At 68.6% G+C, this 25,201-nt stretch carries 27 protein-coding genes and 1 other RNA gene; 16 read left to right on the forward strand and 12 right to left on the reverse strand.

What is annotated here, in order from left to right:
- A complete protein-coding gene (gene lgt, locus ACQ7JA_RS23830) occupies positions 1–810 on the forward strand; it encodes a prolipoprotein diacylglyceryl transferase (protein ID WP_430902189.1) in 810 nt (269 codons plus the stop codon).
- Between the two features lie 7 nt (positions 811–817).
- On the opposite strand, the gene ACQ7JA_RS23835 is transcribed toward lgt, so the two are convergent.
- The 3 genes from ACQ7JA_RS23835 to ACQ7JA_RS23845 all read right to left on the reverse strand — a co-directional run bounded on the left by ACQ7JA_RS23835 (position 818) and on the right by ACQ7JA_RS23845 (position 3,645).
- Entirely contained in the window at positions 818–2,977 is a 2,160-nt protein-coding gene (locus tag ACQ7JA_RS23835) for a hybrid sensor histidine kinase/response regulator (RefSeq protein WP_430902190.1), read from the reverse strand.
- A gap of 91 nt (positions 2,978–3,068) precedes the next feature.
- Entirely contained in the window at positions 3,069–3,413 is a 345-nt protein-coding gene (locus ACQ7JA_RS23840) for a hypothetical protein (RefSeq protein WP_430902191.1), read from the reverse strand.
- Between the two features lie 16 nt (positions 3,414–3,429).
- Positions 3,430–3,645, reverse strand: a complete 216-nt coding sequence (locus ACQ7JA_RS23845) for a DUF4287 domain-containing protein (RefSeq protein ID WP_430902192.1) — start codon at positions 3,643–3,645, stop codon at positions 3,430–3,432.
- Positions 3,646–3,735: 90 nt separating this feature from the next.
- Between ACQ7JA_RS23845 and ACQ7JA_RS23850 the strand changes: the two genes are divergently transcribed.
- Genes ACQ7JA_RS23850 through ACQ7JA_RS23860 form a run of 3 tightly spaced genes read left to right on the forward strand, consistent with a single transcriptional unit; the run spans position 3,736 to position 7,723 of the window.
- A complete protein-coding gene (locus ACQ7JA_RS23850) occupies positions 3,736–5,028 on the forward strand; it encodes a c-type cytochrome (protein ID WP_430902193.1) in 1,293 nt (430 codons plus the stop codon).
- Positions 5,025–5,516, forward strand: coding sequence for a (2Fe-2S)-binding protein (locus ACQ7JA_RS23855; protein WP_430902194.1), 492 nt, complete (start codon positions 5,025–5,027; stop codon positions 5,514–5,516). Before ACQ7JA_RS23850 ends, ACQ7JA_RS23855 begins: the two co-directional genes overlap by 4 nt.
- Positions 5,513–7,723, forward strand: coding sequence for a molybdopterin cofactor-binding domain-containing protein (locus ACQ7JA_RS23860; protein WP_430902195.1), 2,211 nt, complete (start codon positions 5,513–5,515; stop codon positions 7,721–7,723). Before ACQ7JA_RS23855 ends, ACQ7JA_RS23860 begins: the two co-directional genes overlap by 4 nt.
- Before the next feature lie 23 nt (positions 7,724–7,746).
- Here the strand turns inward: ACQ7JA_RS23860 and ACQ7JA_RS23865 are convergent, their stop codons facing one another.
- The 5 genes from ACQ7JA_RS23865 to ACQ7JA_RS23885 form a co-directional block, all read right to left on the reverse strand.
- Positions 7,747–8,550 carry a sulfite exporter TauE/SafE family protein gene (locus ACQ7JA_RS23865; protein WP_430902196.1) on the reverse strand — a complete coding sequence of 268 codons (804 nt, stop codon included), beginning with the start codon at positions 8,548–8,550 and terminating at the stop codon, positions 7,747–7,749.
- Positions 8,550–9,020 carry an EVE domain-containing protein gene (locus tag ACQ7JA_RS23870; RefSeq protein ID WP_430902197.1) on the reverse strand — a complete coding sequence of 157 codons (471 nt, stop codon included), beginning with the start codon at positions 9,018–9,020 and terminating at the stop codon, positions 8,550–8,552. The genes ACQ7JA_RS23865 and ACQ7JA_RS23870 overlap by 1 nt, the downstream gene beginning before the upstream one ends.
- A gap of 59 nt (positions 9,021–9,079) precedes the next feature.
- Positions 9,080–9,260, reverse strand: a non-coding RNA gene (ssrS, locus tag ACQ7JA_RS23875) — 6S RNA.
- Positions 9,261–9,304: 44 nt separating this feature from the next.
- Complete coding sequence (locus ACQ7JA_RS23880; protein ID WP_430902198.1) at positions 9,305–9,616, reverse strand: cell division protein ZapA; 312 nt, start codon at positions 9,614–9,616, stop codon at positions 9,305–9,307.
- Positions 9,613–9,885, reverse strand: a complete 273-nt coding sequence (locus ACQ7JA_RS23885; RefSeq protein ID WP_430902199.1) for a hypothetical protein — start codon at positions 9,883–9,885, stop codon at positions 9,613–9,615. Before ACQ7JA_RS23885 ends, ACQ7JA_RS23880 begins: the two co-directional genes overlap by 4 nt.
- A 377-nt stretch (positions 9,886–10,262) precedes the next feature.
- Here ACQ7JA_RS23885 and groES point away from each other — a divergent pair, with 377 nt between their 5' ends.
- Both groES and groL read left to right on the forward strand, forming a co-directional pair.
- Positions 10,263–10,553: a co-chaperone GroES gene (groES, locus tag ACQ7JA_RS23890; protein ID WP_369093850.1), complete on the forward strand. Its 291-nt coding sequence runs from the start codon at positions 10,263–10,265 to the stop codon at positions 10,551–10,553.
- A gap of 63 nt (positions 10,554–10,616) precedes the next feature.
- Entirely contained in the window at positions 10,617–12,263 is a 1,647-nt protein-coding gene (gene groL / locus ACQ7JA_RS23895; RefSeq protein ID WP_430902200.1) for a chaperonin GroEL, read from the forward strand.
- Between the two features lie 57 nt (positions 12,264–12,320).
- Here the strand turns inward: groL and ACQ7JA_RS23900 are convergent, their stop codons facing one another.
- The gene (locus ACQ7JA_RS23900; protein WP_430902201.1) at positions 12,321–12,596 is read right to left on the reverse strand and encodes a hypothetical protein; all 276 of its coding nucleotides are present in this window, start codon (positions 12,594–12,596) and stop codon (positions 12,321–12,323) included.
- A 72-nt stretch (positions 12,597–12,668) separates the two neighbouring features.
- Between ACQ7JA_RS23900 and ACQ7JA_RS23905 the strand changes: the two genes are divergently transcribed.
- The gene (locus tag ACQ7JA_RS23905) at positions 12,669–13,565 is read left to right on the forward strand and encodes a LysR family transcriptional regulator (RefSeq protein ID WP_430902202.1); all 897 of its coding nucleotides are present in this window, start codon (positions 12,669–12,671) and stop codon (positions 13,563–13,565) included.
- An 8-nt stretch (positions 13,566–13,573) separates the two neighbouring features.
- The gene (locus ACQ7JA_RS23910) at positions 13,574–14,134 is read left to right on the forward strand and encodes a YdeI/OmpD-associated family protein (RefSeq protein ID WP_430902203.1); all 561 of its coding nucleotides are present in this window, start codon (positions 13,574–13,576) and stop codon (positions 14,132–14,134) included.
- On the opposite strand, the gene ACQ7JA_RS23915 is transcribed toward ACQ7JA_RS23910, so the two are convergent.
- Positions 14,097–14,576 carry a hypothetical protein gene (locus tag ACQ7JA_RS23915; RefSeq protein WP_430902204.1) on the reverse strand — a complete coding sequence of 160 codons (480 nt, stop codon included), beginning with the start codon at positions 14,574–14,576 and terminating at the stop codon, positions 14,097–14,099. The two genes, ACQ7JA_RS23910 and ACQ7JA_RS23915, sit on opposite strands and share 38 nt — an antisense overlap.
- A 193-nt stretch (positions 14,577–14,769) precedes the next feature.
- Between ACQ7JA_RS23915 and ACQ7JA_RS23920 the strand changes: the two genes are divergently transcribed.
- The 5 genes from ACQ7JA_RS23920 (at position 14,770) to ACQ7JA_RS23940 (ending at position 20,557) form a co-directional block, all read left to right on the forward strand.
- Positions 14,770–15,180 carry a GntR family transcriptional regulator gene (locus ACQ7JA_RS23920; RefSeq protein ID WP_430902205.1) on the forward strand — a complete coding sequence of 137 codons (411 nt, stop codon included), beginning with the start codon at positions 14,770–14,772 and terminating at the stop codon, positions 15,178–15,180.
- Between the two features lie 18 nt (positions 15,181–15,198).
- A complete protein-coding gene (locus ACQ7JA_RS23925; protein WP_430902206.1) occupies positions 15,199–16,116 on the forward strand; it encodes an ABC transporter ATP-binding protein in 918 nt (305 codons plus the stop codon).
- Between the two features lie 11 nt (positions 16,117–16,127).
- The gene (locus ACQ7JA_RS23930) at positions 16,128–17,963 is read left to right on the forward strand and encodes a hypothetical protein (RefSeq protein ID WP_430902207.1); all 1,836 of its coding nucleotides are present in this window, start codon (positions 16,128–16,130) and stop codon (positions 17,961–17,963) included.
- 14 nt (positions 17,964–17,977) lie between these two features.
- The gene (locus ACQ7JA_RS23935) at positions 17,978–20,020 is read left to right on the forward strand and encodes an alpha/beta hydrolase family protein (protein WP_430902208.1); all 2,043 of its coding nucleotides are present in this window, start codon (positions 17,978–17,980) and stop codon (positions 20,018–20,020) included.
- 72 nt (positions 20,021–20,092) lie between these two features.
- The gene (locus ACQ7JA_RS23940; protein ID WP_430902209.1) at positions 20,093–20,557 is read left to right on the forward strand and encodes a hypothetical protein; all 465 of its coding nucleotides are present in this window, start codon (positions 20,093–20,095) and stop codon (positions 20,555–20,557) included.
- On the opposite strand, the gene ACQ7JA_RS23945 is transcribed toward ACQ7JA_RS23940, so the two are convergent.
- Both ACQ7JA_RS23945 and ACQ7JA_RS23950 read right to left on the reverse strand, forming a co-directional pair.
- On the reverse strand, positions 20,541–21,734 hold the full coding sequence (locus ACQ7JA_RS23945; RefSeq protein ID WP_430902210.1) for an MFS transporter: 1,194 nt from the start codon (positions 21,732–21,734) through the stop codon (positions 20,541–20,543). The genes ACQ7JA_RS23940 and ACQ7JA_RS23945 overlap by 17 nt on opposite strands.
- Before the next feature lie 43 nt (positions 21,735–21,777).
- A complete protein-coding gene (locus tag ACQ7JA_RS23950; protein WP_430902211.1) occupies positions 21,778–22,827 on the reverse strand; it encodes an NAD(P)-dependent alcohol dehydrogenase in 1,050 nt (349 codons plus the stop codon).
- A gap of 166 nt (positions 22,828–22,993) precedes the next feature.
- Here ACQ7JA_RS23950 and ACQ7JA_RS23955 point away from each other — a divergent pair, with 166 nt between their 5' ends.
- The 3 genes from ACQ7JA_RS23955 (at position 22,994) to ACQ7JA_RS23965 (ending at position 25,096) form a co-directional block, all read left to right on the forward strand.
- On the forward strand, positions 22,994–23,890 hold the full coding sequence (locus ACQ7JA_RS23955) for a LysR family transcriptional regulator (protein ID WP_430902212.1): 897 nt from the start codon (positions 22,994–22,996) through the stop codon (positions 23,888–23,890).
- 65 nt (positions 23,891–23,955) lie between these two features.
- The gene (locus ACQ7JA_RS23960) at positions 23,956–24,807 is read left to right on the forward strand and encodes an alpha/beta fold hydrolase (protein WP_430902213.1); all 852 of its coding nucleotides are present in this window, start codon (positions 23,956–23,958) and stop codon (positions 24,805–24,807) included.
- Positions 24,808–24,856: 49 nt separating this feature from the next.
- Positions 24,857–25,096 (forward strand): hypothetical protein, encoded by a 240-nt coding sequence (locus ACQ7JA_RS23965; protein ID WP_430902214.1) that lies wholly within the window; start codon positions 24,857–24,859, stop codon positions 25,094–25,096.
- Positions 25,097–25,201: the final 105 nt, after the last annotated feature.

Consider the following 25,201-nt stretch of genomic DNA (forward strand, 5'->3'; position numbering starts at 1 on the left):
ATGCTAGTACACCCGCAGCCCGATCCCATCGCCTTCGCCATCGGACCGGTGCAAATCCATTGGTATGGCCTGATGTACGTGCTCGCCTTCGCCCTGTTCCTGGTCCTGGGCCGGGTGCGCATCAGGCAGCCGCACATCGCGGCGCAGGGCTGGAAGGCCGAGGACCTCGACGACATGCTCTTCTACGGCATGCTGGGCGTGGTGCTGGGCGGGCGCCTGGGCGAGGTGCTGTTCTACCAGCCGCTCTACTTCCTCCAGCATCCGCTCGAGATCTTCATGGTCTGGCGCGGCGGCATGTCCTTCCACGGCGGCTTCCTGGGCGTGCTGATCGCGATGGCCCTGTGGGCGCACAAGCGCAAGCGCAACCTGCTCGACGTCTACGACTTCATCGCGCCGATGGTGCCGCTCGGCTATGCGGCCGGCCGCCTGGGCAACTTCATCAACGCCGAGCTGCCGGGCCGTATCGCCGACCCGAGCCTGCCCTGGGCCATGCTGTGGCCGGGCGTCGAAGGCCCGCGCCACCCGTCGCCCCTGTACCAGATGCTGCTCGACGGGATCGTCGTATTCCTGATCCTTTGGCCCTATGCACGCAAGCAGCGCCCGCGCCTGGCGGTCGGCGCCATGTTCACCCTGCTGTATGGCTGCGCGCGCTTCACCACCGAGTACTTCCGCGTGCCGGACTGGGAAGTCACCGTGCTTGGGCTGCCGATCACCTCGGGCCAGATGCTGTCGCTGCCGATGATCGTCGGCGCCCTGGTCATGCTGGCCTGGGCCTACCGCCAGGCCCCGACGCGCGCGGCCCACGCGTAATACCTGTTCAGGCGGGCATCAAGGCCCGCTGCAATTCTCCGAGCGTGGCCGGCTTGGTCAGGTGCAGGGCGAATCCTGCCGCCATCGCCTGCGCCACGTCCGACTGCTGGCCATAGCCGCTCAGCGCCACCAGCCTCAATCCCGGTTCCTGCTCATGCAGGCGGCGCGCGAGCGCATAGCCATCCATGTCGGGCAGGCCGATGTCGAGGATGGCCACGTCGGGCGCCTGGCGCGCCGCTTCCTCGATCGCTTCCCCGCCGGTCGCCGCCACCCGCACCGTGTGGCCCATGGTCTCGAGCAGCGCGGCCGTCGCCACCACGGCGTCGTAGTTGTCGTCGACCAGCAGCACGTCCAGGCGCGCGGGCGCCGCCTCGAGCGTGGATTCCTGTCCGGATTGCGCCGCCTCGCCCAGCGGCAGCCAGACCTCGAAGCGGCTGCCCCTGCCCTCGCCCTCGCTGAATGCCTTGACGGCGCCGCCATGCAGCTCGACGATGCGGCGCACGATCGCCAGGCCGAGTCCGAGCCCGCCGGTATGGCGCGCCAGCGGCTGCGGCGCCTGGAAGAAGGGTTCGAAGATCCGCTCCAGCATGGCAGCGCTCATGCCGACGCCGTCGTCGCACACGGCCAGGCGCGCCATGCCGTCACGGCTTTCCAGCGACACGCGGGTGCTGTCCTTGCCGAAGCGCGCCGCGTTCGACAGCAGGTTGTTCAGGACCTGCGTGAGACGGCTTTCGTCGCCGCGCACCCAGAGCGACTCCGGCGCCGCCAGGACGGGCTGGCCGGGGAAGGCCGCCACCGCGTGGCGCACGAGGTCGGCGAGATTCACGGGTTTGAGTTCGACCTGCAGCTTGCCGCTGGCGATGCGCGAGACGTCCAGCAGGTCGTCGACCAGGCGCCGCAGGTGGTTCACCTGGCGCCGCATGATGGTGCGCTCGCGCTGGCTGCCCGCTTCACCCCGCATGTCCATCAGGTCGAGCGAGGCGACGATGGGGCTGAGCGGGTTGCGCAGCTCGTGGCCCAGCATGGCCAGGAATTCGTCCTTGACCCGGCCGGCGGCGCGGCTGTCGCCGAGCGCCGCTTCCAGGGAAGCCAGCAGGCGCGAACGCTCCGCTTCGTGCGCGTCGCGGCTGGCGCCGGCGGCAAGGAGGGCCTCCTGCATCCGCACGATCTCGCCGATGCGCGAAGGCGCCACTTCCACGTTCTCCCCCGCGCCGAGCGCCGCGGTGCCCTGCTGCAGGCTGCGGAAGGTGCGCACGATGCGGTTCGAGAGCACCGTCGAGATAAGGAGGCAGGCCAGCAGCGAGGCCGCCAGGCCGGCCGCATAGAAAGTCAGTCCCTGCAGCGAGGCCGGCGCCAGCGCGGCGGTCGGCACGCCGATCGCCACCGACCAGCCGTAGCGCGAGCGCGCGAACGCCGTGGTGACGGATTCGCCTTCGAGGGTGGTCGTACGGCCAACCGCTTCCGCGCCGCCTTCGCGCATCAGCTTGACGAGTGAAGGGCTGGGCGGACCACCGACCAGCTGCGGCTGCCCCTTGGAGCGGGCCACGATGGCGCCGCCGACGTCCATGATCGCGATCACCGAGCTGGCCGGCGCCTTCTGGCGCTCGATCACCCGCAGCATGCGGTCGGGCTTGATGACGGCGCTGAGGATGTAGTCGCGGCCCAGGCTGTTCTCGACCGGCACGCGCACCGGGAAGGCCGCACGGCCGCCCTTGCCGCGCACGACGCTGCCGGCGACCGGCTGGTGCAGCTCGATGGCGCGCCGCAGGCTGGCCGGATCGGCCACGGGGCCGCCGGGGGCGCCGTAGGGCGCCGTGGTACGGAACAGGATGGCGCCGCTGGTATCGCTCAGGAACACGGCCAGCCATTCCGGCTGCGCCGCCACCTGGGCGCTGGCGAAGGCGTGGAAGCCGCGCAGGTCGCCGCCGCCCAGCACCGGTGTGCGGCCCATGGCGTTCAGCGTACCGACCGAGGCATCGAGTTCGGCGTCGACGGCGCTCGACAGCGCGCGCGCCAGGTCGAGCAGGGAACGCTCCCGTTCGCGCTGCTGGTAGTCGCCGACCAGATAGAGGCCCCAGACACCCAGCAAGGCGAGCGGCAGCAGCCCGAGGGCCGTGAGCAGCACCAGCAGGCGGCGGAGCGATACTGTGGAAGCCTGACGCGGCATGCAGGGGGCCCAAGTGAAAAGGGCCATTATAGGCACAAACGGACGCGGCAATGCCGGGCCGTACCGGCCCCGGCGGGACGAATTCGGGACCTTAGTCGAAGTCCTCGGCCAGGTTCTTCCAGCCGCGGCTCTTGGCAAAGGCCGTGAACTCCTCGGGCGCCTCGAGCACGATCAGGCTGCTCTCCTGCAGACCCGGATCGCTCAGGCCGAAATCCGGGCCCTTGTAGCCCAGCGCGCGCAGGCGCTCGACGATCTGGCGCTGCAGCGCGGTGTCCTTGTGCGCGCCTGCGTCGAGCCTGGCCTTGAAGTCGACGTAGACGTCGATGATGCCGTAGCCTTCGTCGAAGATGCGGATCGCCTTCACGTCGAGCAGGCGGCCGGCGCCGTCCTTCACCTGGAAGGGGCCGGACAGTTCAATATCGGATTCTAGAGTCATGGCCCCAGCATACCACCTACGAAGCGCGCGAGGCCAGGTGGTGCGCGACCAGGGCGTTGGCGTGCCCGTGGCCCAGCCCGTGCTCGGCCTTGAGCCAGGCCACCAGCTCCATGTGTTTCTTGCCGGACTGCGTGCCCAGCAGCCCGAACCAGTGCGCGACCGGCTGGCCGTATTTTTTCTCGATCGAGGGAAAGTAGGATGCGGGACCCTTGACGTCGGCTTGCGTGCTCATGAAGCTCTCCTTTTTGCTTGATAATATCGCCATTCCCCACCACGACGATCGGCGCGGCCGGGATTCGACATCTGACCGGAAGAAAATCGAATGAAGGAAGCAGGGCGGACAAGGCGATACCGGTGGTGGCTGGCAGGGGCGGCGCTCGTCCTGTCCGCGCTGGCCGCATGGACCATCATGTGGCGCCCCGCCCTGCCCGAGCGCGGCGCCGCCCCCGGCGCGTTCGATGCGGCCCAGGTGCGGCGCGGCGCCAACCTGGCGCGCCTCGGCATGTGCGCCGCCTGCCATACCGCCGACGTGGCGAAGCCCTTCGCCGGCGGCCTGGCCCTCGCCACGCCCTTCGGCACCGTCTACAGCACCAACATCACGCCCGACGCGCGCACCGGCATCGGCGCCTGGAGCGCCGAAGCGTTTACGCGCGCGATGCGCCAGGGCGTCGCGCGCGACGGCCGCCTGCTCTACCCGGCCTTCCCCTACACCCACTACACGAAGCTGGCCCAGGACGACATCGACGCCCTGTACGCCTTCTTCATGACGCGCCCGGCCATCGACGCGCCGGCGCGCGAGAACCGGATGCGCTTCCCCTTCGGTTTCCGGCCCCTGATCGGCTTCTGGAACCTGCTCTACCTCGACGAGTCGCCCTGGCAGGCAGACGCCCGCCAGTCGGCCCAATGGCAGCGCGGCGCCTATGTCACCCATGCGCTGGCCCACTGCGCCGCCTGCCACACGCCGCGCAGCGTGCTGGGCGGTCCGAAATCGGGCCGCCAGTTCGACGGCGGCGAGGCCGAGGACTGGTATGCGCCTGCCCTGAATGCCGGCTCTCCTTCGCCGCTGCCGTGGACACGCGAGCATTTGACCGCGTACCTGCGCACCGGCATCGCCCCCGGCCACGCGGTGGCGGGCGGCCCGATGCAGGACGTGGTCGTGCAGCTCGGCCAGGCCGACCCGCAGGACGTGCAGTCCATCGCCACGTACATCCACGGCTACCTGGCCCAGGCCCCGGCGCGCGCCGTGCTTCAGCCCGCCCCCCTGCCCGCTCCCGCCGCGAACGAGCCGGATGCCCGCATGCGCCTCGGCCACGAGACCTATGTCATGGCCTGCGCGCGCTGCCACGACGCCGGCCGCGCGTCCAGCTCGGGCGCCGCCCTCCAGCTGCAGCAGGCGGTGGCCCTGTACGATCCGGACCCGCGCAGCCTGCTCCACATCGTCCGCGAAGGCATCGCGCCGCCGGATGGCGAACCGGGACGCTTCATGCCGGGTTTCGCCACCATCCTGAATGACGAACAGCTCACCGCGCTCGCCGCCTACCTGCGGCGCTACGGCGCAGGTAGCGAACCTTGGGAAGACCTCGAGGACAGCGTGAAGAAGACGAGGACACCATGACGAAGTACCGCCTGCAGGTCAACGGCAAGCCGCACGAAGTCGATGTCGACGCCGACACGCCGCTGCTCTACGTGCTGCGCAACGACCTGAAACTCAATGGCGCCAAGTTCGGCTGCGGCATGGGACAGTGCGGCTCCTGCACGGTGACGGTCGACCGCGCGCCGGTGATGTCCTGCCTGCTGCCGGTGTCGATGGTCGGCCCGCGCGCGATCCGCACCGTGGAGTCGCCGGGCACGCGCTGGGTGCCGAGCGTGGTGCTGCAGCAGGCGTTTGTCGAAGAACAGGCGGCCCAGTGCGGCTACTGCATCGCCGGCATGATCATGCGCGCCACCGCCCTGCTCGATGCGGTGCGCGAGCCGACCGATGCCCAGATCCGCGCCTGGATGCAAGCGAACCTGTGCCGTTGCGGCACCCATATGCGGATCCTGCGCGCGGTGCGGCGCGCGGCAGACGCCCTGACGGCGGCGCCGGCGAGGAAGAAGCGGTGAACGGCAAGGTACAACGCCCGGGCCGCCGCCGCTTCCTGAAAAGCGGCGGCGCGCTCACGCTGTCCTTCGCGCTGCCGCTGCACGCGGCCGGGGATGAAGGCTTGCCGGGCAGCCTCGATAACGCCCCCTGGCTGGACGCCTGGATCCGGGTCGGCGCCGACAACCGCGTCACGGTCTTCACCGGCAAGGCGGAACTCGGCCAGGGCATCAAGACCGCCCTGATGCAGGTGGCCGCCCACGAGCTGCGGCTCGACCCGGGCCGCATGATGCTGGTGAGCGCCGATACCGAACGCACGCCCGACGAGGGATACACGGCCGGCAGCCATTCGATGCAGGACAGCGGCACCGCCCTGCGCCACGCCGCCGCCCAGGTGCGCCAGCTCCTTTACGAGCGCGCGGCCGCGCGCCTGAAGGCGCCGGTCGGATCCCTGCTGCTGTCGAACGGCGTGTTCCGCAGCACGGACGGGCGGCGCGTGAGTTTCGCCGAACTGGTGGCGGGCAGCGACCAGCACGTGCGCGCCACGGCCGCCCTGCCGGCATCGCCGCCCCCGGCCCCGGGCACGCCGCGCTATGCGGGCATCAGCCTGCCGCGCCTCGACATTCCGGCCAAGGTCGCGGGCGGCCTGATCTACGTGCACGACCTGCGCCTGCCCGCCATGGTGCATGCGCGCGTGGTGCGCCCGCCCTCGCAGGCCGCGCGCCTGCTGGGCGTGGACACGTCCCAGGTGATGCGCATGCCGGGCGTGCTGGAAATCGTGCGCGACGGCCGCTTCCTGGCCGTGATCGCCGACGAGGAGTGGCGCGCGGTGAAGGCCGCCGCCGCGCTTGCACGCGCCACGCGCTGGGAGGCGCCGGCCGCGCTGCCGGGCGGGCGCGACATCCCGTCCATCGTGCGCGGGCTGCCCAGCGAGCCGCATACCGTGCTGGCGCGCGGCGCACCTGGTGCGGCCGGCAAGACCCTGCGCGCCACCTACACCCGCCCCTTCCAGCTGCACGCCTCGCTCGGTCCCTCCTGCGCCGTGGCCTCGCTGGAACAAGGCCGCTATACGGTCTGGACCCATTCGCAGGGCGTGTTCCCGCTGCGCCGCGCCCTGGCCGAGCTGCTCGGCGCGCCCGAACAGGCGGTGCACTGCATCCACATGGAGGGTTCCGGCTGCTACGGCCACAACGGCGCCGACGACGTCGCGGCCGACGCCGTGCTGCTGGCGCGCGCCTTCCCCGGCCTGCCGGTGCGGGTGCAGTGGATGCGCGAGGAAGAACACGGCTGGGAGCCCTATGGCCCGGCGATGGTGGCGGACGTGCAGGCGACGCTGGGCCCGAACGGCATGATCGCCGACTGGCAGTACGAGGTCTGGAGCCAGTCGCACAACACCCGCCCCGGCAAGGCCGGCAACCTGCTCGCCGCCACCCACCTGGCACGTCCCTTCTCGCCGCCGGCGCCGAATCCCATTCCGCAACCGGAAGGCAGCGGCGACCGCAATGCCGTGCCCTATTACGTGCTGCCGAATGCGCGCGTGGTCCACCGCTTCCAGCCGCAAGGCGTGCTGCGCACCTCGGCGCTGCGCTCGCTGGGCGCCTACTGCAATGTGTTCGCGATCGAGAGCTTCATGGACGAACTGGCGCGGGCGGCCAGGCAGGACCCGGTGGCCTTCCGCCTGCGCCACCTGAATGACCCACGGGCCATCGAGACCGTCCGGACGGCGGCCGCGAAGTTCGGCTGGGACGCATATGAACGCAAGCAGGGGCGGGGCCGCGGCTTCGCCTTTGCCCGCTACAAGAACCTGGCCGCCTACTGCGCGGTGGCGCTGGAAGTCGAGGTGGCGCTGGACACCGGCTTCGTGCGCATCGTGCGCGCCGATGCGGCGGTGGATTGCGGCGAGGTCGTGAGCCCGGACGGGGTGCGCAACCAGATCGAGGGCGGCATCATCCAGTCGTCCAGCTGGACCCTGCTGGAGCAGGTGCGCTTCGATGCCAACGAAGTGCTGAGCCGCGACTGGGCCGGCTACCCGATCCTGCGCTTCAACCAGGCGCCCGACAAGGTGGCGGTGCACCTGCTGGACCGGCCGGGCCAGCCTTTCCTGGGCACCGGCGAAGCGGCGCAAGGCCCGGCCGCGGCGGCGATCGCCAATGCGGTGGCGGATGCCTGCGGCGCCCGGGTGCGCGACCTGCCGCTCGACCGCGCCCGCATGCGCGGCTTCAACAAGTAGGATGGTCGGCGAAGCCGACCATCCTACTGGAAGGCCTTCCAGAACATATATGCCGCCAGCGCATACAGGATCACCGCGAACACCTCCTGCAGCTGGCGCACCGGCATGCGGTGGGCGGTGCGCGCGCCCAGCGGCGCCATGGTCACGCTGGCCAGCACGATGATGGCCAGCGCCGGCAGGTAGATGAAGCCGAGCGCATACGCCGGCCGCCCCGGCTCGCCCCACCCGAAATACATGTTGGAGATCGTGCCCGAGAGCGCGATCGGAAAGCCCAGCGCCGCGCTGGTGGCGACCGCGTTGTGGATGCGCACCCCGCACCAGGTCATGAAAGGCACCGAGATGAACCCGCCGCCGGCGCCGACGATGCCCGACAGGGTGCCGATGAAGCCCCCTGCCGCGAACATGCCCGGCTTGCCCGGCAGCGCGCGCGCCGCGGCCGGCTTCTTCCCGACCAGCATCTGGGTGGCCGAGAAGGCGACGAAGACGCCGAAGAAGGCGGCGAGGAAGGAGGAGTCCATCTGCTTGCCGATCCAGGGCCCGATCCAGGACCCGATCAGGATGCCCGGCGCCAGCAGCTTCACCACGGGCCACAGGACGGCGCCGTGCTTGTGGTGGGCACGCACCGAAGAGAGCGACGTGAACAGGATGGTGGCGAGCGAGGTGGCGATCGCCATGTGGATGGTGAGTTCCGGCGCAATGCCGCGCGCCGTGAAGATCATCGTGATGAAGGGCACCAGCACCATGCCGCCGCCGATGCCCAGCAGGCCCGCCGCGAAGCCGCCGAAGGCGCCCATCAGCAGCAGGGCGACGATCAGGCCGAGGTCCATCAGCGCTTCCCTTCGCGCAGCAGTGTGACGATGGCGTTCCACTGCCCGTTTGTCACCGGCGAAATCGACAGGCGGCTGCCCTTCTGCAGCAGCACCATGTCTTCCAGCGCCGCGATGGTGCGCATCTCCGTCAGCGGCAGGTAGCGCCCCTGTTCGACGGCGCGCACGTCGACCGAGATCCAGCGCGGGTTTTCCTCGGTGGCCTTGGGATCGAAGTAGTGGCTGGACGGGTCGAACTGGCTCGCGTCCGGATAGGGCGTGCTGGCCACTTCCGCGATGCCGGCCACGCCGGGCACCGCGCAGCTGGAGTGGTAGAACAGGACGCCGTCGCCGACCGACATGGCGTCGCGCATGAAGTTGCGCGCCTGGTAGTTACGGACGCCGAACCAGGCCACCGTCTGCTTCGGCGCAGCCAGGACGTCGTCGAAACTGACTTCGTCCGGTTCGGATTTCATCAACCAGTAGCGCATCGGATCTCCTGCAAACAAAAAAAAGCGGTTGCGTACCAAGGTGCGCAACCGCTCGTGTATGTAGCCCCGCCTGTGTCGTTATTGCCGGCATCCCGAACCAAAAGGCTCAAGGTGGTCGCAGTCAGCTCAATTTCGGGTTCGTCAGACTAGTGACGCTCGCGCCCACCAAGCATGTCCCACAACCTATGCGAAAGAATGGTTCAAGGAATATATGACAAATCTCGAACACCGCAGGGTAGTGCGCAGTTTACTCTGTTGGCCGAGCATGTCAACCGAATCCGGACTCAGGCCGGATTTTCCCGCGGCGCCAGCGCCGCGTCGAGCACGGTGTGCATGGCTTCGAGCTTCTGCTTGACTTCCAGCACCGACATGCCGGCCAGCGGCCCTTCCGGCGATTTGACCGACAGGAATTCCGCAGCCACGCTCAGCGCCGCCATCACGGCGATGCGGTCGGTGCCGCGCACCTTGCCCGAGTCGCGCAGCGCGCACATCTTGCCATCGAGGTAATGGACCGCTTCGCGCAGCGTGCGCTCTTCGCCTTCGCGGCAGGCCAGGCGGTAGGACTGGCCCATGATGGTGCAATCGAGATGGATCATCGCGGAACCTCGCTCGACTCGGCAGCGTCGGAAGCTGCCGCGCCTTCGCCATCGGCGTCGGCATCCGCCTGCTCGGCGGGCGGGGGCAGCATGGCAAGCAGCGCCTCGACACGCTGCTGGGCTTGCGCAAGCTGGTTCTTGAACGCCGCATTCTCGGCGTTCAGCAGCTTATTGGCCTGTTGCCACAACTTGTTCTCGGCGCGCAGCGACTGGGTCAGCTGGGCGAGCCGGTCGATTTTGTCGGAGAGGTCTTGGAATTCGGAAATCATTCGACACTATAGGACTGAGATGGTTTTTCCGTCAACCGAATCGCAGGCACGGCATGCCCCCCTCGCGAGGGGAAACATGGGGGCGGATCGGACGTGGCGCAGGCGTGCGGCGCAGGCGCATCGTCTTAGTGTACCCTGCCCGGCTGTTGTCTGCGTCACCATGCTTTCGACGCGCACAGCCCCCTATTACATTGCGGGCCGTCAAAAAAGTCGGTTCGATCTCGCACACTGGCGCTTGAAATGGGGTGTTATGATCCCTATAATTAGCACTCGTTGGCAGAGAGTGCTAACAACCGCAGCATCCAGATTCAAGGCCGGCGCCGCTGTGCGGCGGCCCTCGATAGCTAGTCAAACCACTGAAAAATAAGGAGTTTTGCATGAACCTTCGTCCTCTCCACGATCGCGTTATCGTGAAGCGTCTCGACCAGGAGACCAAGACTGCATCCGGCCTGATCATCCCCGACGCGGCCGCCGAGAAGCCGGACCAGGGCGAGATCCTCGCCGTCGGCAACGGCAAGGTGCAGGAAAACGGCCAGGTTCGTCCGCTGGAAGTGAAGGTCGGTGACCGCGTCCTGTTCGGCAAGTACTCGGGCCAGGCCGTCAAGGTCGATGGCCAGGAACTGCTGGTCATGCGCGAAGAAGACATCATGGCTGTCGTCAGCCAGTGATCCGTCGATAAGCACGCATCCCTCCTGTAATACACATTCACGAATTCATTCGGAGAACAAGAAATGGCAGCTAAAGAAGTAGTGTTCGGCGACGCAGCGCGCGCCAAGATGGTCGAAGGCGTCAACATCCTCGCCAACGCAGTCAAAGTCACCCTGGGCCCGAAAGGCCGCAACGTGGTGCTGGAGCGCTCGTTCGGCGCCCCGACCGTCACCAAGGACGGCGTCTCGGTCGCGAAAGAGATCGAACTGAAGGACAAGCTCATGAACATGGGCGCGCAGATGGTGAAGGAAGTCGCCTCTAAAACCAGCGACAACGCCGGTGACGGCACCACCACCGCGACCGTGCTGGCGCAAGCCATCGTTCGCGAAGGCATGAAGTTCGTCGCCGCCGGCATGAACCCGATGGACCTGAAGCGCGGCATCGACAAGGCCGTCGCCGCCACCGTCGAAGAACTGAAGAAGATCGCCAAGCCGACCACCACCTCGAAAGAGATCGCCCAAGTCGGCGCCATCTCGGCCAACTCGGAAACCTCGATCGGCGAGCGCATCGCTGAAGCGATGGAAAAAGTCGGCAAGGAAGGCGTCATCACCGTCGAAGACGGCAAGTCGCTGAACGACGAGCTGGACATCGTGGAAGGCATGCAGTTCGACCGCGGCTACCTGTCGCCGTACTTCATCAACAACCCGGACAAGCAGGTCGCCGTTCACGAGAACCCGTTCATCCTGCTGTGCGACAAGAAGATCTCGAACATCCGTGACCTGCTGCCGGTGCTGGAGCAAGTCGCCAAGGCCGGCCGTCCGCTGGTGATCGTCGCCGAAGACATCGAAGGCGAAGCGCTGGCGACCCTGGTGGTCAACAACATCCGCGGCATCCTGAAGACCGTCGCCGTCAAGGCGCCGGGCTTCGGCGACCGCCGCAAGGCCATGCTGGAAGACATCGCCATCCTGACCGGCGGCCAGGTCATCGCCGAAGAAGTCGGCCTGACCCTGGAAAAGGTCACGCTGCAGGAGCTGGGCCAGGCCAAGCGCGTCGAAGTGGGCAAGGAAAACACCATCATCATCGACGGCGCCGGCGCCGCTGAAGCGATCGAAGCACGCGTCAAGATGGTCCGCGTCCAGATCGAAGAAGCGACCTCGGACTACGACCGCGAAAAACTGCAAGAGCGCGTGGCCAAGCTGGCCGGCGGCGTTGCCGTGATCCGCGTCGGTGCAGCCACCGAAGTCGAGATGAAAGAGAAGAAGGCCCGCGTGGAAGACGCGCTGCACGCAACCCGCGCTGCCGTCGAAGAAGGCATCGTCCCGGGCGGCGGCGTGGCCCTGCTGCGCGCACGTTCGAACATCGACATCAAGGGCGACAACCCTGACCAGGACGCAGGCATCAAGATCGTCCTGCGCGCCATGGAAGAGCCGCTGCGCATGATCGTCCAGAACGCCGGCGACGAACCGTCGGTCGTGGTCGCAGCCGTCATCGCCGGCTCCGGCAACTACGGCTACAACGCCGCCAACGGCACCTACGGCGACATGGTCGAAATGGGCGTGCTGGATCCGGCCAAGGTCACCCGCTCGGCACTGCAGAACGCAGCGTCGATCGCCGGCCTGATGCTGACCACCGACTGCATGGTCTCGGAAGTCGTCGAAGACAAGCCGGCCGGCGGCATGGGCGGCATGGGTGGCATGGGCGGCATGGGCGGCATGGACGGCATGATGTAATAGCCGGTCCGGCCAAGGGCGCCCCGGGCGCCCTGCCAGCCACGAAGCCTGCAAGGTTCACGCCCTGCAGGCTTTTTTCATGCCTGCGGCGTTCCCGCGGTGGCCGGCGGCCAGGCGGGGCCGGGGCGCACGCAGGCCGAGGAAGACCAGCGCGCTGCCGAACTCCGCCAGCGCGGCCGGCCAGTTCAGGGGCAGCGGCATGCCTTGCGCCGCGAGCGCTTGCGCGAAGGGAGGGCTGGCGAGCGCCGCCAGGGTCAGGAAGCCCAGTGCGAGCGAGAAGGCGCCGAACACGAGGCGCAGCAGCAAGGCGGTAAGGTGGACGGGGCGGTTCATGGCGGCTCCTTTGCAGTGGATGGGTGGAGCCCCCACTCTATCGATGCGCGAACGCATATAAAATAGGCGTCCATGAAACCATCGTATGCAAAGCTGCAATCAAAGCTGGGGCCGCAGGAGCTCGAGATCGTCCTCGCCTTGCTGCGCGGCCGCACCCTGGCCGGCGCCGCCGAGCGCCTGAAGGTGGACACGTCCACGGTCTTCCGCGCCATCAAGCGCGTCGAGCAGGACGTCGGCGAACTGCTGTTCGACCGCGGCCGGCAAGGCTATACGGCGACGGAGCTGGGCCGCGTGCTGGCCAGCCACGCCGAGCGCATCGAGACCCAGCTGGAAGAAGCGCGCGAAGCCGCCTTCAACCAGGCCACCGAACCCTCGGGCCTGCTGCGCATCACCCTTACCGACACGCTGCTGCACACGGTGCTGCTGCCGGTGCTCGCGCCCTTCACTGCCCTCCACCCGCGCATCGAACTCGAACTGGCCACCACCAACGTGCTGGTCAACCTGAGCCAGCGCGAAGCCGACATCGCCATTCGCGTGACCAACGATCCGCCAGAACACCTGGTCGGCAGCCGTCTCGGCACCGTGCGTTCGGCGGTCTATGCAGGAAAGGATTACCTCGCGCGCCAGCCGGCGGACACACCGCTGGGCGCGATGGACTGGATCGCCCTCGACGACAGCCTGCCCGACCATCCGTCGCAGGGCTGGCGCCGCGCACGCTTTCCGCAGGTGGCGCCGCGCCACAAGGTGAGCAACCTGCTGGCCGTGGCCGGCGCCGTCGTGGGCGGCCTGGGTGTCGGCGTCGTGCCGCTGGCGGTGATACGCGAGCATCCGCACGCCCTCATGCTGGAGGGGCCGCTGCCGGAACTCGACATCGGCCTGTGGGTGCTGGCCCACCCCGACACGCGCTACCTGGGACGGATGAAGGCCATGTTCGATTTCCTGCGCGGCGCCGTCGTGCTGCCCTCATAATGTCCGCCATGACGCCCACTTTTTTCGCCGACGCCAGGCAATTCCGCACCTGGCTGGAAACCCACGCCGCCGGCAGCACCGAGCTGCTGGTGGGCTTCCACAAGGTCGGCCCCAGGCAGCCCTGCATGAGCTGGTCCGAATCGGTGGACGAAGCCCTGTGCTTCGGCTGGATCGACGGCGTGCGCCGGCGCATCGACGACGCGACCTACTCGATCCGCTTCACGCCGCGCAAGCCCTCTTCGATCTGGAGCGTGGTAAACATCGCCAAGATGGACAAGCTGCGCGCGCAAGGGAAGATGACGGCCGCGGGCGAAGCGGCCTTCGCGCTGCGATCGGAGGCGAAATCCGGCATCTACGCGCACGAGCGCCTCGATGCGCCCGAGCTCTCGCCGGCGGAACTGGCGCGCTTCCAGTCTGACGCCGCCGCGTGGGCCTACTTCGACACCTGCCCTCCCGGCTATCGCAAGACGGTCCTGCACTGGATCACGAACGCGAAGAAGGAAGCGACACGCAGCGGGCGGCTCGACAAACTCATGCAGGCCTGCGCGGCAGGCGAACGGCTGGCCTAGCCAGGCGCTCCGCCAGCATCGCGGTCGCCACCGCCTGCAATACGTGGATCCCCCAACGTTCGCCGGCCTTGCGCGGACCAGCCTTCACCTCGCCTTCGGTAATGCCGAGCAGCGGCGCAATGACGCCGATGTTCACCGCGTAGAGCGCCGTGCCATACAGCGCACCGATGGCAGCCGGCGATAGCGACGGCGCGGCTTCCCGCAGCTTGGGAACGGCCAGTGCGAACGCCGCCGATGCCCCGAGGTGATTGGTGAACTCGACGATGCTTGTGCCGGTGTCGCCGATGACCTTGCGCGAACCGGTGAGGTCGTCGATCCAGTCGACCGCATCCCGGTCGAGCGTCTTGGTCAGGGCGCCGCTCTTGCGCCCGGCGTACATCACGGCGGTGGTCAGCACGCCGGCGATCAGGCCGCCCGTCATCGCTGCTGTGTATCGTTGCATGGTTGCTCCTCGAGGTCGTGGTCGAGCCACGATACGTTCCCTCTCGCTTCCCTTCGGTACGGTACAGCACGGAGCTGCGCCGGACACCGCGTCAACCGCGATGCATGAATGGCGTCGTCTGCACATGCATATATTGACGGCAACATAAGCCCCTGCTACTGTACTGCGTGTAATAGTACAGTTAGGAGCCACCATGAGCCGCCGTATCCCCTTGATGCTGAACATCGCCACCGGCGACACCCGGCCGATCAATCGCCAGATCGTCGACGGCGTGCGCCGCCTGATCGCCAGCGGCGAGCTGCCGGTCGGCGCTGCGCTACCCAGCGTGCGCGGCCTGGCCCAGCAGCTGTCGATCAATCCGAACACCGTCGCCAAGGCCTACGGCGAACTGGCCACCGAGGGCTGGGTGGAATCGCGCGCGGGCCTGGGCCTGTTCGTGCTGCCGCCGCGCCAGCTGCTGTCCGACGCCGAGCGCGAACGCCGCCTCGATGAAGCGGTCGACCGCTTCACCGGTGACGTCATCGGCCTGGGCTATTCGAGCGCCGAAGTGCTGGAGCGCGTCGAATCCGAACTGGCGGCCTGCCTGCCGCGCAAGGTCGCATAAGCCGAATAGGGAGCCATCGTGAACGACTACGTCATCCATACCGAGAACCTGAACCTGTCCTACCGCGGCAAGCAGGCGCTCGACAAGCTGTCGCTGCGCCTGGCGCGCGGCGGCGTGCACGCCATCGTCGGCGCCAACGGGGCCGGCAAATCGACCCTGTTCCGCGTGCTGCTGGGATTCGCGTCCGCCGACAGCGGCAGCGCCGCGGTGCTCGGCTGCGACAGCCGCGCCCTGAGCCCGGCGCTGCGCGCCCGCATCGGCTTCGTCAACGAAGAACACACCCTGCCCACCTGGATGCGCGTGGAGGAACTCGCCGCCATGCAGCGCCGCCTCTACCCCGGCTGGAACCAGGAGCGCTACCGCCAGGTGCTGTCCAACTTCAACGTGGCCGACCGCCAGAAGATCGCCGAGCTCTCGCGCGGCGAACGCGCCGGCGTCAGCCTGGCGCTGGCCCTGGCCCAGGGCCCGGAACTCCTGATCCTCGACGAGCCCACGCTCGGCCTGGACGTCGTCGCCAAGCGCGCCTTCCTGGACGCCCTGCTGCAAACGAGCCTGGACGATGGCGCAACGGTCGTCTACTGCTCGCACCAGATGGAAGAGATCGAGCGCGTCGCCGACAATCTGGTGATCATGGAGCGCGGCGTGCTGCGCCACATGTCGCCGCCCGGCGACTTCTGCGAGCGCGTGGCCCTGTGGATCGCCGACTTCCCCTTCCGCCAGCCGGATGCGGTCCACCTTCCGGGCGTGCTCGAAATGCGCGTCATCGACGGCCTCGCCCACCTGGTCGTGTTCGACGGCGGCGAAGACTTCGGCGCCCGCCTGCGCCTGATGGGCGCGCGCAGCGCCCAGTGCATGCCCGTCAGCCTCGACCGCGCCGTCAACGGCTTCCTCGCGCGCGGCCATGCCGGCGCTTCCCCCCTGTCCGCCGCCGCCTGAAAGAACGCGCCATGAAAGACCTCTTCTTCGCCGAGTGCCGGCGCTTCCGCAACCTGGCCATCGTCGGCGCCATCGTGCACCTGATGCTGCTCGTGCTGGCGTCCCGCATCACCGAGCCGCTGATGCAGCGCTGGCAGCCGCAGTCGCTGTTCCTCCTGCTGCATGCCCTGGCGGCCCTGGCCCTGGCGGTCTACCAGTTCGGCAGCCATCGCCAGAGCAGCCGCTGGGTGTGGCTGATGCACAGGCCGCTGCCACGCGGCCGCATTTTTGCCGCACTGGCGCTGGCGGCGCTGGCGCTGATCGTGGTGGTGATCGGCCTGCCGATCCTGCTCGCAGTAGCCGGCACCGACCGGCTGTCGGGCAACACGGTCGACCTGCGACACTACCTGGCCGTGCCTTACTGCGTGCTGGTGGCCGCCAACGGCTGGCTGGCCGGCACCTACCTGATGCTGTGCGGCCGCCGCGCCGCCTGCGTGGTGCTGGCCGTGCCCTTCCTGTTCATGGCCCATATGGCCACCGGCGCAGCGATGCTGTTGCCCGGCCTGTTGAGCGTGGCCCTGATGACGGCGCTCGCCTACAGCACCTTTGCGCCCGACCGTACCGCGCCGCCGCGCGGCGCCAGCATGCTCGCGGCAGCCGTCCCGCTGGTGCTCGGCTGCTATTTCGTGATGCTGTGGGGCGGCTCGCTCGGCTTCCAGTATGGCCAGATGCTGGTCGGCGTCCACCCGCTCAACCGCGCGGTGCCCCCGAGCGGCGGCTTCACCGAACTGGCCCGCAACGACAGCGCCGCGAACCTGGAGCGCATGCTGGCGGCGTCGAACGATCCGCGCGCGGCGCACTGGCGCCGCCAGGTCGCCCTGTCGGGTGCGGCCGCCGTGCGTCCGGCCCTTGACGCGCATCCGGTGCGCCAGGAACTGGGCAATTCGAATGCGATGCAGTGGAGCGACGGCGACCTCAAGATCATCTGGAGCTTCAACCACGACCGCATGATGTACGAAGGCCGCGACATGCACACCGCCGCGCCGCGCGGCTGGTATGGCCGGGGCGGAATCGGCGACCTGCGTCCCTTCGAATCGGTGCCGCTGATGGAGGGCAAATACATCGTGACCCGCCATCACCTGTTCGCGCACGAGATGCACACCCGCCGCGTGCGCACCCTGATCTCCCTGCCCGCCGACGAAACCATGACCGGCCGCACCAAGGAAATCGGGATGGGACAGTACCTGCTGACCAACCGGCGCCTGATCGCCTACCGCGAACCGCTGGACACCGCCGCCCCGCTCGAAGAAGTCTACAGCGTGCCGCTGCCGGGCCCGTTCCGCGACCTCGCGCGTGTCGACGTGGCGCGCCTGCTGGACGGCACCCTGCTCTCCTTCAATTTCGGGCGCCGCATGGTCGACGGCCACGCCGGCTCGCGCCAGCAGCTGGTGTTCGTGGACGCTGACGGCCGGGCGCAGGCCATCGCCACCCGCGCGCTGGCGCACGACTTCCCGCTGCTGTTCGAGCACAAGGCCTGGTGGCTGTCGCCGGCCTGCGACGCCCTGCTGTCCCTGCCCGGGCGCCTGCTCGACGTCGGCCTGATCGACGACGCTCCCGACGCGCCCGAGCCTGCCCGTCCGCAGTCGATCATTGCCGCGGCGCTGCTGGCCGCCCTGCTCTCCGGCGGCTTCGCCTGGTGGCGCCTGCGCCATGCCGCGCCGCGCAGCCGGCTGGCCTGGACGCTCGGCGCCCTGCTGCTGGGACCTCCCTGCGCGGCCTGCCTGCTGATCCTGCGCCCCCACGCCGCGCGCCCGACCCTGGCCGCCGCCACGACGCCTGCACCGGTCGCCGTGCCCGCCGCCGCCTGACGGGAGAGACGTCCATGCGAGCTTTACATCGCGCAGCGCTGGCGCTCCTGCTCCTCCTGCCGCCCGCTGCCGGCGCTGCCGCACCGGGCAGCCAGCTGGCCGCCGAGCTGGCCCGCAACGCGGCGCTGCCGCGTGCGCCGCTCCTGCCGCTCGAGGCCTTCGATCGGGAAGGAGAACTACGCGAGGTGCGCCTGGCGCCCGACGGCGCCCATCTCGCCTACATCGTCGAATCGCGCGGCATCGCCTACCTGTACGCCCAGCCTGTCGCGAAGGGACCCGCGCGTCGCCTGCTGGGCCTCGAGACCGGCGCACGCATCCATTGGTCGGTCGATGGGGGCCTGCTCTTCATCGAGCAGAAAGACGGCCTGTCGGCGGTCGCGCCGAAAGATGGCGCCAGCGCCAGGCTGGCCGTGTTCGACAAGACGCCCGGCAGTACGCGCAGCCAGGGTTTCGCCGGCATCGACCCGTCCCGTCCGCGCCATGCCATCGTGCGCGAGGACGATCCGGCGCGCGGCAACAGCCGCCTGCTGCGCATCGGTCCCGACGGCGCGCGTGACGTCCTGTACGACGGCCCCGGCATGGTCACCGGCCACGCCATGGGCCTTGATGGCAAGCTTGCCGTGATCCGCCGCCTGGACGCGGATTTTCGCCAGCTGATCCTGCGCCGCGACGGCGCCGCCTGGGTGGAAGCGACGCGCTGCCAGCCCTTCCGCGAATGCAGCCTGGTCGGCCTGTCGCCGGACGGGAAGCGCCTGTTCCTGCGGACCGCGCACCAGAACGACCGCGACGCGCTGGTCGAGGTGACGCTGGCATCCGGCGCGCGCCGCACCGTGCTGCAGGATCCGCAGGCGACGGCCGACCTGGCCGGCGTGCTGCTCTCCGCGAAAGAGCGCCAGCCGATGGCGGCGGCCTGGCTGCTGCCGCAGCCGCGCATGGCCGGCATCGACGCCGCGGGCAAGCGCCTTGCCCAGGACCTCGCCCGCCGCTTCCCCGAGGGTGGCGTGCTGGCCGACTACTGCGCGCCTGCGCTCTGCCTGCTGGCGGAGCGCAGCGCCCGGCTGGAACAGGCGCGCTACTGGCTCTACGATGCGCAGGCGCGCAGCTTCCGTACAGTCCTCGACACTGTCGACACGGGCGGCAAGCCGCTGCCGGAACGCCAGCTCGCGCGCAAGATCGCGCTGCGCTACCCGGCCTCCGACGGCACCATGGTGCATGGCTACCTGAGTTTGCCGCCCGGCCTGCCGGCCCGCACGCTGCCGCTCGTGACTGCGGTGCATGGCGGCCCCTGGAGCCACGCCAACGCAGGCTTCGAGCCGACCGTGCAGCTGCTGGTGAACCGCGGCTACGCGGTGTTCCAGCCCAACTTCCGCGGTTCGACCGGCTATGGCCAGCGCTACATGCTGGCGCCCGGCGCGGACTTCGGCAACGGCCGGGTCCAGGGCGACATCGTCGACGGCGTGCGCTGGCTGCTGGCGCAGGGCGTGGGCGACCCGCAGCGCCTCGCCATCATGGGCGCCTCCTTCGGCGGCTATTCGACCCTGCTGGCGCTCAGCCACACACCCGGCATGTTCCGCGCCGGGATCGCGACCCAGCCCCCGACCGACCTGGCGCGCGCCCTCCGGCAGGCTGCCGCGGTGCGCGCAAAACCGGGCGAGGCCCCGTTCAGCCAGGTGCTGCGCGAACTCGGCATCGACGCCGGCAACGCGGTGCAACTCGGCCCGATCGCGCGGGCGGCGCCGGCCCTGCACGCGGCCAGCGTGAAGGTTCCGCTGCTGGTGGTGGCGGGCGGGCGCGACGAGAAGGTCGAGGTGGAGGCCGTGGTCGACTACGTCGCGCGCCTGCAGGGACTCGGCAAGCCGGTCAGCCTGCTGGTCGACCCGGACGAGGGCCACAACACGCGCAACCCGGTGGTGCGGCGCGCGCTGCAGCACCTGGTGCTGCAGATGCTGCACCGCCACCTGGGCGGCCCGGCGCCAGCGACGCCGGAGCCGGAAGTGGCGCGCTACCTCGCGCGCACCATGCGCGCCGATGGGGCGCTGCCGCGCAAGAGCAGCTGAGGAGGCACCGGGCCCACATTTGCCCGCAGAACACGCTCGGTGTAGACTCCTTCGTCATCCAACGAGGCAACCATGTCCAAGCGTGTTCTTTATCTGTCGTCCCTCTCCCTGCTGGCCACCGTGATCCTGGCCGTGTCGATCGGCGGCTGCAAGCGCGCCGAGCGGGAAACGCCCAAGCCCGCCCCCGCGCCGGCCGTCAAGGAAGCGCCCGCGCGCAGCAAGGAACAGGCGATGGACGCCCTGCTCGCCGTCCCCGAGCTGAAGGCCTGGTCGGCCCAGATCGAGAAGCGCTCGCAGGGCAAGGCGCATGGCGCCGTGGTCGAAGACGATCCCATTCCGCGCGAAGTCAACGGCAAGAAGTACTACCAGCTGACCTTCGTCGAGAACCGCAGCCAGGACGTGCGCCGCCGCGAGAGCTTCCTGGTGTCCCAGCAGGGCGACGAGATCCTGGTCGAGGACCCGGAGACCGACAAGCTCCTGAGCCTGCAGGAATGGCGCCGCACCATCGAGCGCGTCGACCTCAAGAGCGCCGACTGATCCGGCCCGCCCCGGCCGCCAGCGCGGCGGCCACGACCAGGATGAGCGCAGCCGCGCCGAAGGTCGCCCGATAGCCCCAGGCATCGAACAGCAGGCCGCCGACCGTGGCGCCCGCGGCGATCGCCAGCTGCACCACCGCCACCATCAAACCGCCGCCCCGCTCCGCATCCTGCGGCAGGGTGCGCGCCAGCCAGGTCCACCAGCCGACCGGCGCTGCGGTGGCGACCAGTCCCCACCCACCCACCAGCAGCGCCGTCGCACCCAGCGAATCGCCGAAGCCCAGCAGGGCCAGGGCCAGCGCCGCCATCAGGAGGGGAATCACGGTGAGGGTGCGCATCATGCCCTCTTTTAGGTATCCGCCGATCAGGGTGGTGCCGACGAGGCCCGCCACGCCGATCACGAGCAGCAGTAGCGATAGCAGGCCGTTGTCGACCCGGGTCACGGATTCGAGGAAGGGACGCAGGTAGGTGAACAGCGTGAACTGCCCCATGAAGAACAGGCTCACGGCCGCCATGCCGAGGGCCACGGCTGGATTCCTCAACAGGCCAAACACATTGCCGCCGCCGGCCCTGCGCTCGGCCGGCAGTGCCGGCAGGCTCGCGAACTTCCATACGAGGGCCAGCGCGGCCACGGGAATCAGGCAGAAGAAGGCGCCGCGCCAGCCGATGATCGCGCCAAGGTAGCTGCCCAGCGGCGCCGCGACCACGGTGGCCAGCGCATTGCCGCCGTTGAGGATGGCCAGCGCACGCGGCACGTTTTGCGGCGGCACCAGGCGCATCGCGGTGGCGGCCGACATCGACCAGAAGCCGCCGATCGCCACGCCGATGAAGGCGCGTCCGATCATGAAGGTGAGGTAGTCCGGCGCAAAGGCGGCCAGGGTGCCGGACACGATCATCAGGAGCGCGAGGCCAAGCAGCAGGACCTTGCGATCGAGCCGCCCGGCGAGCACGGGAATCGCGAGGCTGGTGAGCAGGGCAAAAGCGCCGGAGACCGAGATCGCCTGGCCGGCCTGCCCTTCGCTCACGTTCATGTCGGCGGCAATGGGACTGAGCAGGCTGACCGGCATGAATTCGGAGGCGACCAGCACGAAGGCGCCGAGCGACATGGCGAGCACGGCGCCCCAGGCGGGACGCGCGCCGGCGCCGTCCACGGCATGGGACAGTGTGTGTGGATGCATGGGTGAAGCGGGCGCCGGCACGCGGCGCCTGGAAGAAAGGGACTTATTCGGCCAACGTGGCGCTGTCGATCACGAAGCGGTACTTGACGTCGCCCGCCAGCATGCGCTCGTAGGCGGCGTTGATCTCGTCGGCACGAATCATCTCGATGTCGGCGACGATGCCGTGTTCGGCGCAGAAGTCCAGCATCTCCTGGGTTTCCGGGATCCCGCCGATCATCGAGCCGGCCAGCGCGCGGCGCTTCATGATCAGGTTGAAGACCTGCGGCGACGGGTGCGGCGTGGACGGGGCGCCGACCAGCACCATGGTGCCGTCGCGCTTGAGCAGGTTCAAGTACGCATCCAGGTCGTGCGGCGCGGCCACCGTGTTGACGATCAGGTCGAGGCGCTTCGCCTGCGCGGCCATGGCGGCCGGGTCGGTTGACACCACGACCTCGTGGGCGCCAAGCAGCTCGGCGTCCCGGCGCTTCGATTCGGACGTGGTGAAGGCCACCACGTGGGCGCCCAGGGCACGGGCCAGCTTGATGCCCATGTGGCCCAGGCCGCCGATACCGACGATGCCCACGGTCTTGCCGGGGCCGGCCTGCCAGTGGCGCAGCGGCGACCAGGTGGTGATGCCGGCGCACAGCAGCGGGGCCACGCTGGCCAGCTGTTCGCGCGCATGGGACACGCGCAGCACATAGCGCTCGTGCACGACGATTTGCTGCGAGTAGCCGCCGAGGGTGTGGCCGGGGGCGTCACTGGTGGGGCCGTTGTAGGTGCCGACCATGTGGTCGCAGTAGTTTTCCAGCCCGGCCTCGCAGTCGGCGCAGCCCTGGCAGCTGTCGACCATGCAGCCGACGCCGACCAGGTCACCGACCTGATGCTTGCTGACGTGGGCGCCGACCGCACTCACGGTGCCGACGATCTCGTGGCCCGGCACGCAGGGGTAGAGGGTGCCGGCCCATTCGCCGCGCACCTGGTGCAGGTCGGAGTGGCAGACGCCGCAGAAGGCGATCTCGATCTGTACGTCGTGCGGTCCCGGCGCGCGGCGCGCGATGTCCAGGGATTCCAGGGGGCGGTCGCCCGCGTGGGCGCCGTAGGCTTTGACGGTCATGGTGCGTGGGTCCTTGCAGTGCTATCGATAGCCTGCATGGTAATGTCAAAGCGGCCTCGGGAACGGAGCGGAATTTGCATGCCCTTATGAATCTCGCTCATTAATAACATAAGTCATTAGGTGCACAGTGTCATAAAATGAGCACTTCGATTACAAGGACACCGACGTGGCACGCGACAACATCAACGACATCCTGGTCTTCCTCGTCATCGCGCGCGAGCGCAGCTTCACGCGCGCCGCATCCAAGCTGGGCATGACGCAGTCGGCGCTCAGCCACATCATGCGCGGCCTCGAGGAGCGCCTCGGCGTGCGCCTGCTTTCGCGCACCACGCGCAGCGTCTCACCCACCGAAGCCGGCGAGCGCCTGCTGCAGAACGTGGGTCCGCGGCTGGAAGAGATCGAGGCCGAGATCGCGGCGATTTCCGACCTGGGCGACAAGCCCGCCGGCCTGGTGCGCATCACGGCGGTGGACAACGTGATCGACAACGTCCTGTGGCCGCGCCTCGCGACTATCATGCCGCAGTACCCCGACCTGCACCTCGAGATGAGCTCGGACTACCGCATGGTCGACATCGCGGCCGAACGCTACGACATCGGCGTGCGTTTCGGCGACCAGGTGGAGAAGGACATGGTGGCGGTGCGCCTGACGCCCGACATGCCGACCATGATCGTCGGCTCGCCCGCCTACTTCGCACACCGGCCCGTGCCGGCGTCGATCCAGGACCTCATGAAGCACAACTGCATCGGCCTGCGCCTGGCCACCAGCGGCGGCGTGTATGCATGGGAGCTCGGCCATGAGGGCCGCGCCATCGAGTTCCGCCCGCGCGGCCAGCTGATCTTCAATACCGTCTACCCGATGGTCAATGCGGCGCTGAGCGGCTGCGGCCTGGCCTTCCTCACGGAGGACCTGGTCGGCCACCACATCCGCGCCGGCCGCCTCGTCAGCGTGATGTCGGACTGGTGCCCGCCCTTCCCCGGCCTGCATGCCTACTACCCCAGCCGGCGCCACTCCTCGCGCGCGCTGGCGCTGGTGATCGACGCGATCCGCTACAAGGGCCAGTGAGATTGTGCGCAATTTGCGGCGCCTGAATCGTCTATGCTCGGGGGATATCTACTACGGAAGGTCCCATGAAGCTCGCCGTTCGCGCCCTCGTCGTCGCCGCCCTGCTGGCTTGCGCCGGCGCCCACGCCCAATCCCCCGTTGTCGCCGCCGAGCAGATCGCGGTCGGTTCGAGGCCCTATGCGGTGCAGGCGTCGATCGCCGGCGCCGGCCGCTACACGGTCATCTTCGAATCCGGCTTCGGCACCGGCCTGGGCGCCTGGCGCAAGGTGGCGCCGGAGCTGGCCAAGGATGCGAGCGTCCTCACCTACTCGCGCGCCGGCCACGGCACGTCCGAAGCAAGACCAGAACCGCGCACCATCGCGCAGAACACCAACGAGCTCGAACAGCTGATCGCGGCGCAGAAGCTGGCGCCGCCCTTCATCCTGGTCGGCCACTCCTACGGAGGCCTGCTGGCGCGCGCCTACGCGGCACGCCACCCCGCACAGGTGGCCGGGCTGGTGCTGGTCGATCCGAGCGACGAACGCTTCAATGCCGGCCTGCGCAAACTCGATGCGAAGCGCGCGGCAGCCGACGACGCGCAGTTCGCAGCCATTGTCCCGCCCAAGTTCAAGCCCGAGCTCGCGCTGCTGCAGCCGGTGCTCGACGGCGCCGCGCCGCCCTATTCGGGCAAGCTGCCGGACGTGCCGACCGTGGTCCTGACCTCGGTGCAGCAGTCCGAGAAGCCCATGTTTTTCCTCGAGACCGCGGACGCGGTGGCGATCAAAAAGTCGCTGCACGCAGACTTCCTGCGCCAGTTCAGTAAGGGCTCGCAGGTGGTGACGACGAAAAGCGGTCACAATATCCAGCTGGAAGAGCCGGAACTGGTCATTGCGGCCGTCAGGGATGTGATCGTCCTGGCCGATCGAAAACACAATTGAGACCCCAGGGACGGTCTGACGGACTCTGGTTTGAACCCAGCGTGAGTGAATGATGGCGGATCCGAACTACGAGGCGATTGGCCGATTCATCTACGGCGCGTACCGGCATGGCGGTACTGGCGTCGACGTCGAACATTGGATCGCCGATGAACTGGGTGTCGCCCGCGCCGATGCAGCCAACGGCGACAAAGGCGACTTGTACGCTGCCTTCTTCGCCAAATACGCTAATGTCGATGCGCTGCAGAAGAACTACGTTCGGTTTATCGAATCCCTGAAGAGTCGCGCCTAAGAGGTTTCGCATGCTCGTCGGTTTTGCGTCGACAGCTTCCGCGCGTGAACGGCTGGGATCGGCCAAGAACAGACGGAGAAAAATAAGGAAGCCAATGGTTTATCT

It is taken from the genome of Massilia sp. BKSP1R2A-1 (genome assembly GCF_050586525.1).
Taxonomy (GTDB): Bacteria; Pseudomonadota; Gammaproteobacteria; order Burkholderiales; family Burkholderiaceae_D; genus Telluria.

Bases quoted from the DNA above. Each gene is read 5' to 3' on its own strand.
- lgt (WP_430902189.1), top strand. From the start codon at position 1: ATGCTAGTACACCCGCAGCCCGATCCCATCGCCTTCGCCATCGGACCG.
- ACQ7JA_RS23835 (WP_430902190.1), bottom strand. From the start codon at position 2,977: ATGCCGCGTCAGGCTTCCACAGTATCGCTCCGCCGCCTGCTGGTGCTG.
- ACQ7JA_RS23840 (WP_430902191.1), bottom strand. From the start codon at position 3,413: ATGACTCTAGAATCCGATATTGAACTGTCCGGCCCCTTCCAGGTGAAG.
- ACQ7JA_RS23845 (WP_430902192.1), bottom strand. From the start codon at position 3,645: ATGAGCACGCAAGCCGACGTCAAGGGTCCCGCATCCTACTTTCCCTCG.
- ACQ7JA_RS23850 (WP_430902193.1), top strand. From the start codon at position 3,736: ATGAAGGAAGCAGGGCGGACAAGGCGATACCGGTGGTGGCTGGCAGGG.
- ACQ7JA_RS23855 (WP_430902194.1), top strand. From the start codon at position 5,025: ATGACGAAGTACCGCCTGCAGGTCAACGGCAAGCCGCACGAAGTCGAT.
- ACQ7JA_RS23865 (WP_430902196.1), bottom strand. From the start codon at position 8,550: ATGGACCTCGGCCTGATCGTCGCCCTGCTGCTGATGGGCGCCTTCGGC.
- ACQ7JA_RS23870 (WP_430902197.1), bottom strand. From the start codon at position 9,020: ATGCGCTACTGGTTGATGAAATCCGAACCGGACGAAGTCAGTTTCGAC.
- ACQ7JA_RS23880 (WP_430902198.1), bottom strand. From the start codon at position 9,616: ATGATCCATCTCGATTGCACCATCATGGGCCAGTCCTACCGCCTGGCC.
- ACQ7JA_RS23885 (WP_430902199.1), bottom strand. From the start codon at position 9,885: ATGATTTCCGAATTCCAAGACCTCTCCGACAAAATCGACCGGCTCGCC.
- groES (WP_369093850.1), top strand. From the start codon at position 10,263: ATGAACCTTCGTCCTCTCCACGATCGCGTTATCGTGAAGCGTCTCGAC.
- groL (WP_430902200.1), top strand. From the start codon at position 10,617: ATGGCAGCTAAAGAAGTAGTGTTCGGCGACGCAGCGCGCGCCAAGATG.
- ACQ7JA_RS23900 (WP_430902201.1), bottom strand. From the start codon at position 12,596: ATGAACCGCCCCGTCCACCTTACCGCCTTGCTGCTGCGCCTCGTGTTC.
- ACQ7JA_RS23905 (WP_430902202.1), top strand. From the start codon at position 12,669: ATGAAACCATCGTATGCAAAGCTGCAATCAAAGCTGGGGCCGCAGGAG.
- ACQ7JA_RS23910 (WP_430902203.1), top strand. From the start codon at position 13,574: ATGACGCCCACTTTTTTCGCCGACGCCAGGCAATTCCGCACCTGGCTG.
- ACQ7JA_RS23915 (WP_430902204.1), bottom strand. From the start codon at position 14,576: ATGCAACGATACACAGCAGCGATGACGGGCGGCCTGATCGCCGGCGTG.
- ACQ7JA_RS23920 (WP_430902205.1), top strand. From the start codon at position 14,770: ATGAGCCGCCGTATCCCCTTGATGCTGAACATCGCCACCGGCGACACC.
- ACQ7JA_RS23930 (WP_430902207.1), top strand. From the start codon at position 16,128: ATGAAAGACCTCTTCTTCGCCGAGTGCCGGCGCTTCCGCAACCTGGCC.
- ACQ7JA_RS23935 (WP_430902208.1), top strand. From the start codon at position 17,978: ATGCGAGCTTTACATCGCGCAGCGCTGGCGCTCCTGCTCCTCCTGCCG.
- ACQ7JA_RS23940 (WP_430902209.1), top strand. From the start codon at position 20,093: ATGTCCAAGCGTGTTCTTTATCTGTCGTCCCTCTCCCTGCTGGCCACC.
- ACQ7JA_RS23945 (WP_430902210.1), bottom strand. From the start codon at position 21,734: ATGCATCCACACACACTGTCCCATGCCGTGGACGGCGCCGGCGCGCGT.
- ACQ7JA_RS23950 (WP_430902211.1), bottom strand. From the start codon at position 22,827: ATGACCGTCAAAGCCTACGGCGCCCACGCGGGCGACCGCCCCCTGGAA.
- ACQ7JA_RS23960 (WP_430902213.1), top strand. From the start codon at position 23,956: ATGAAGCTCGCCGTTCGCGCCCTCGTCGTCGCCGCCCTGCTGGCTTGC.
- ACQ7JA_RS23965 (WP_430902214.1), top strand. From the start codon at position 24,857: ATGATGGCGGATCCGAACTACGAGGCGATTGGCCGATTCATCTACGGC.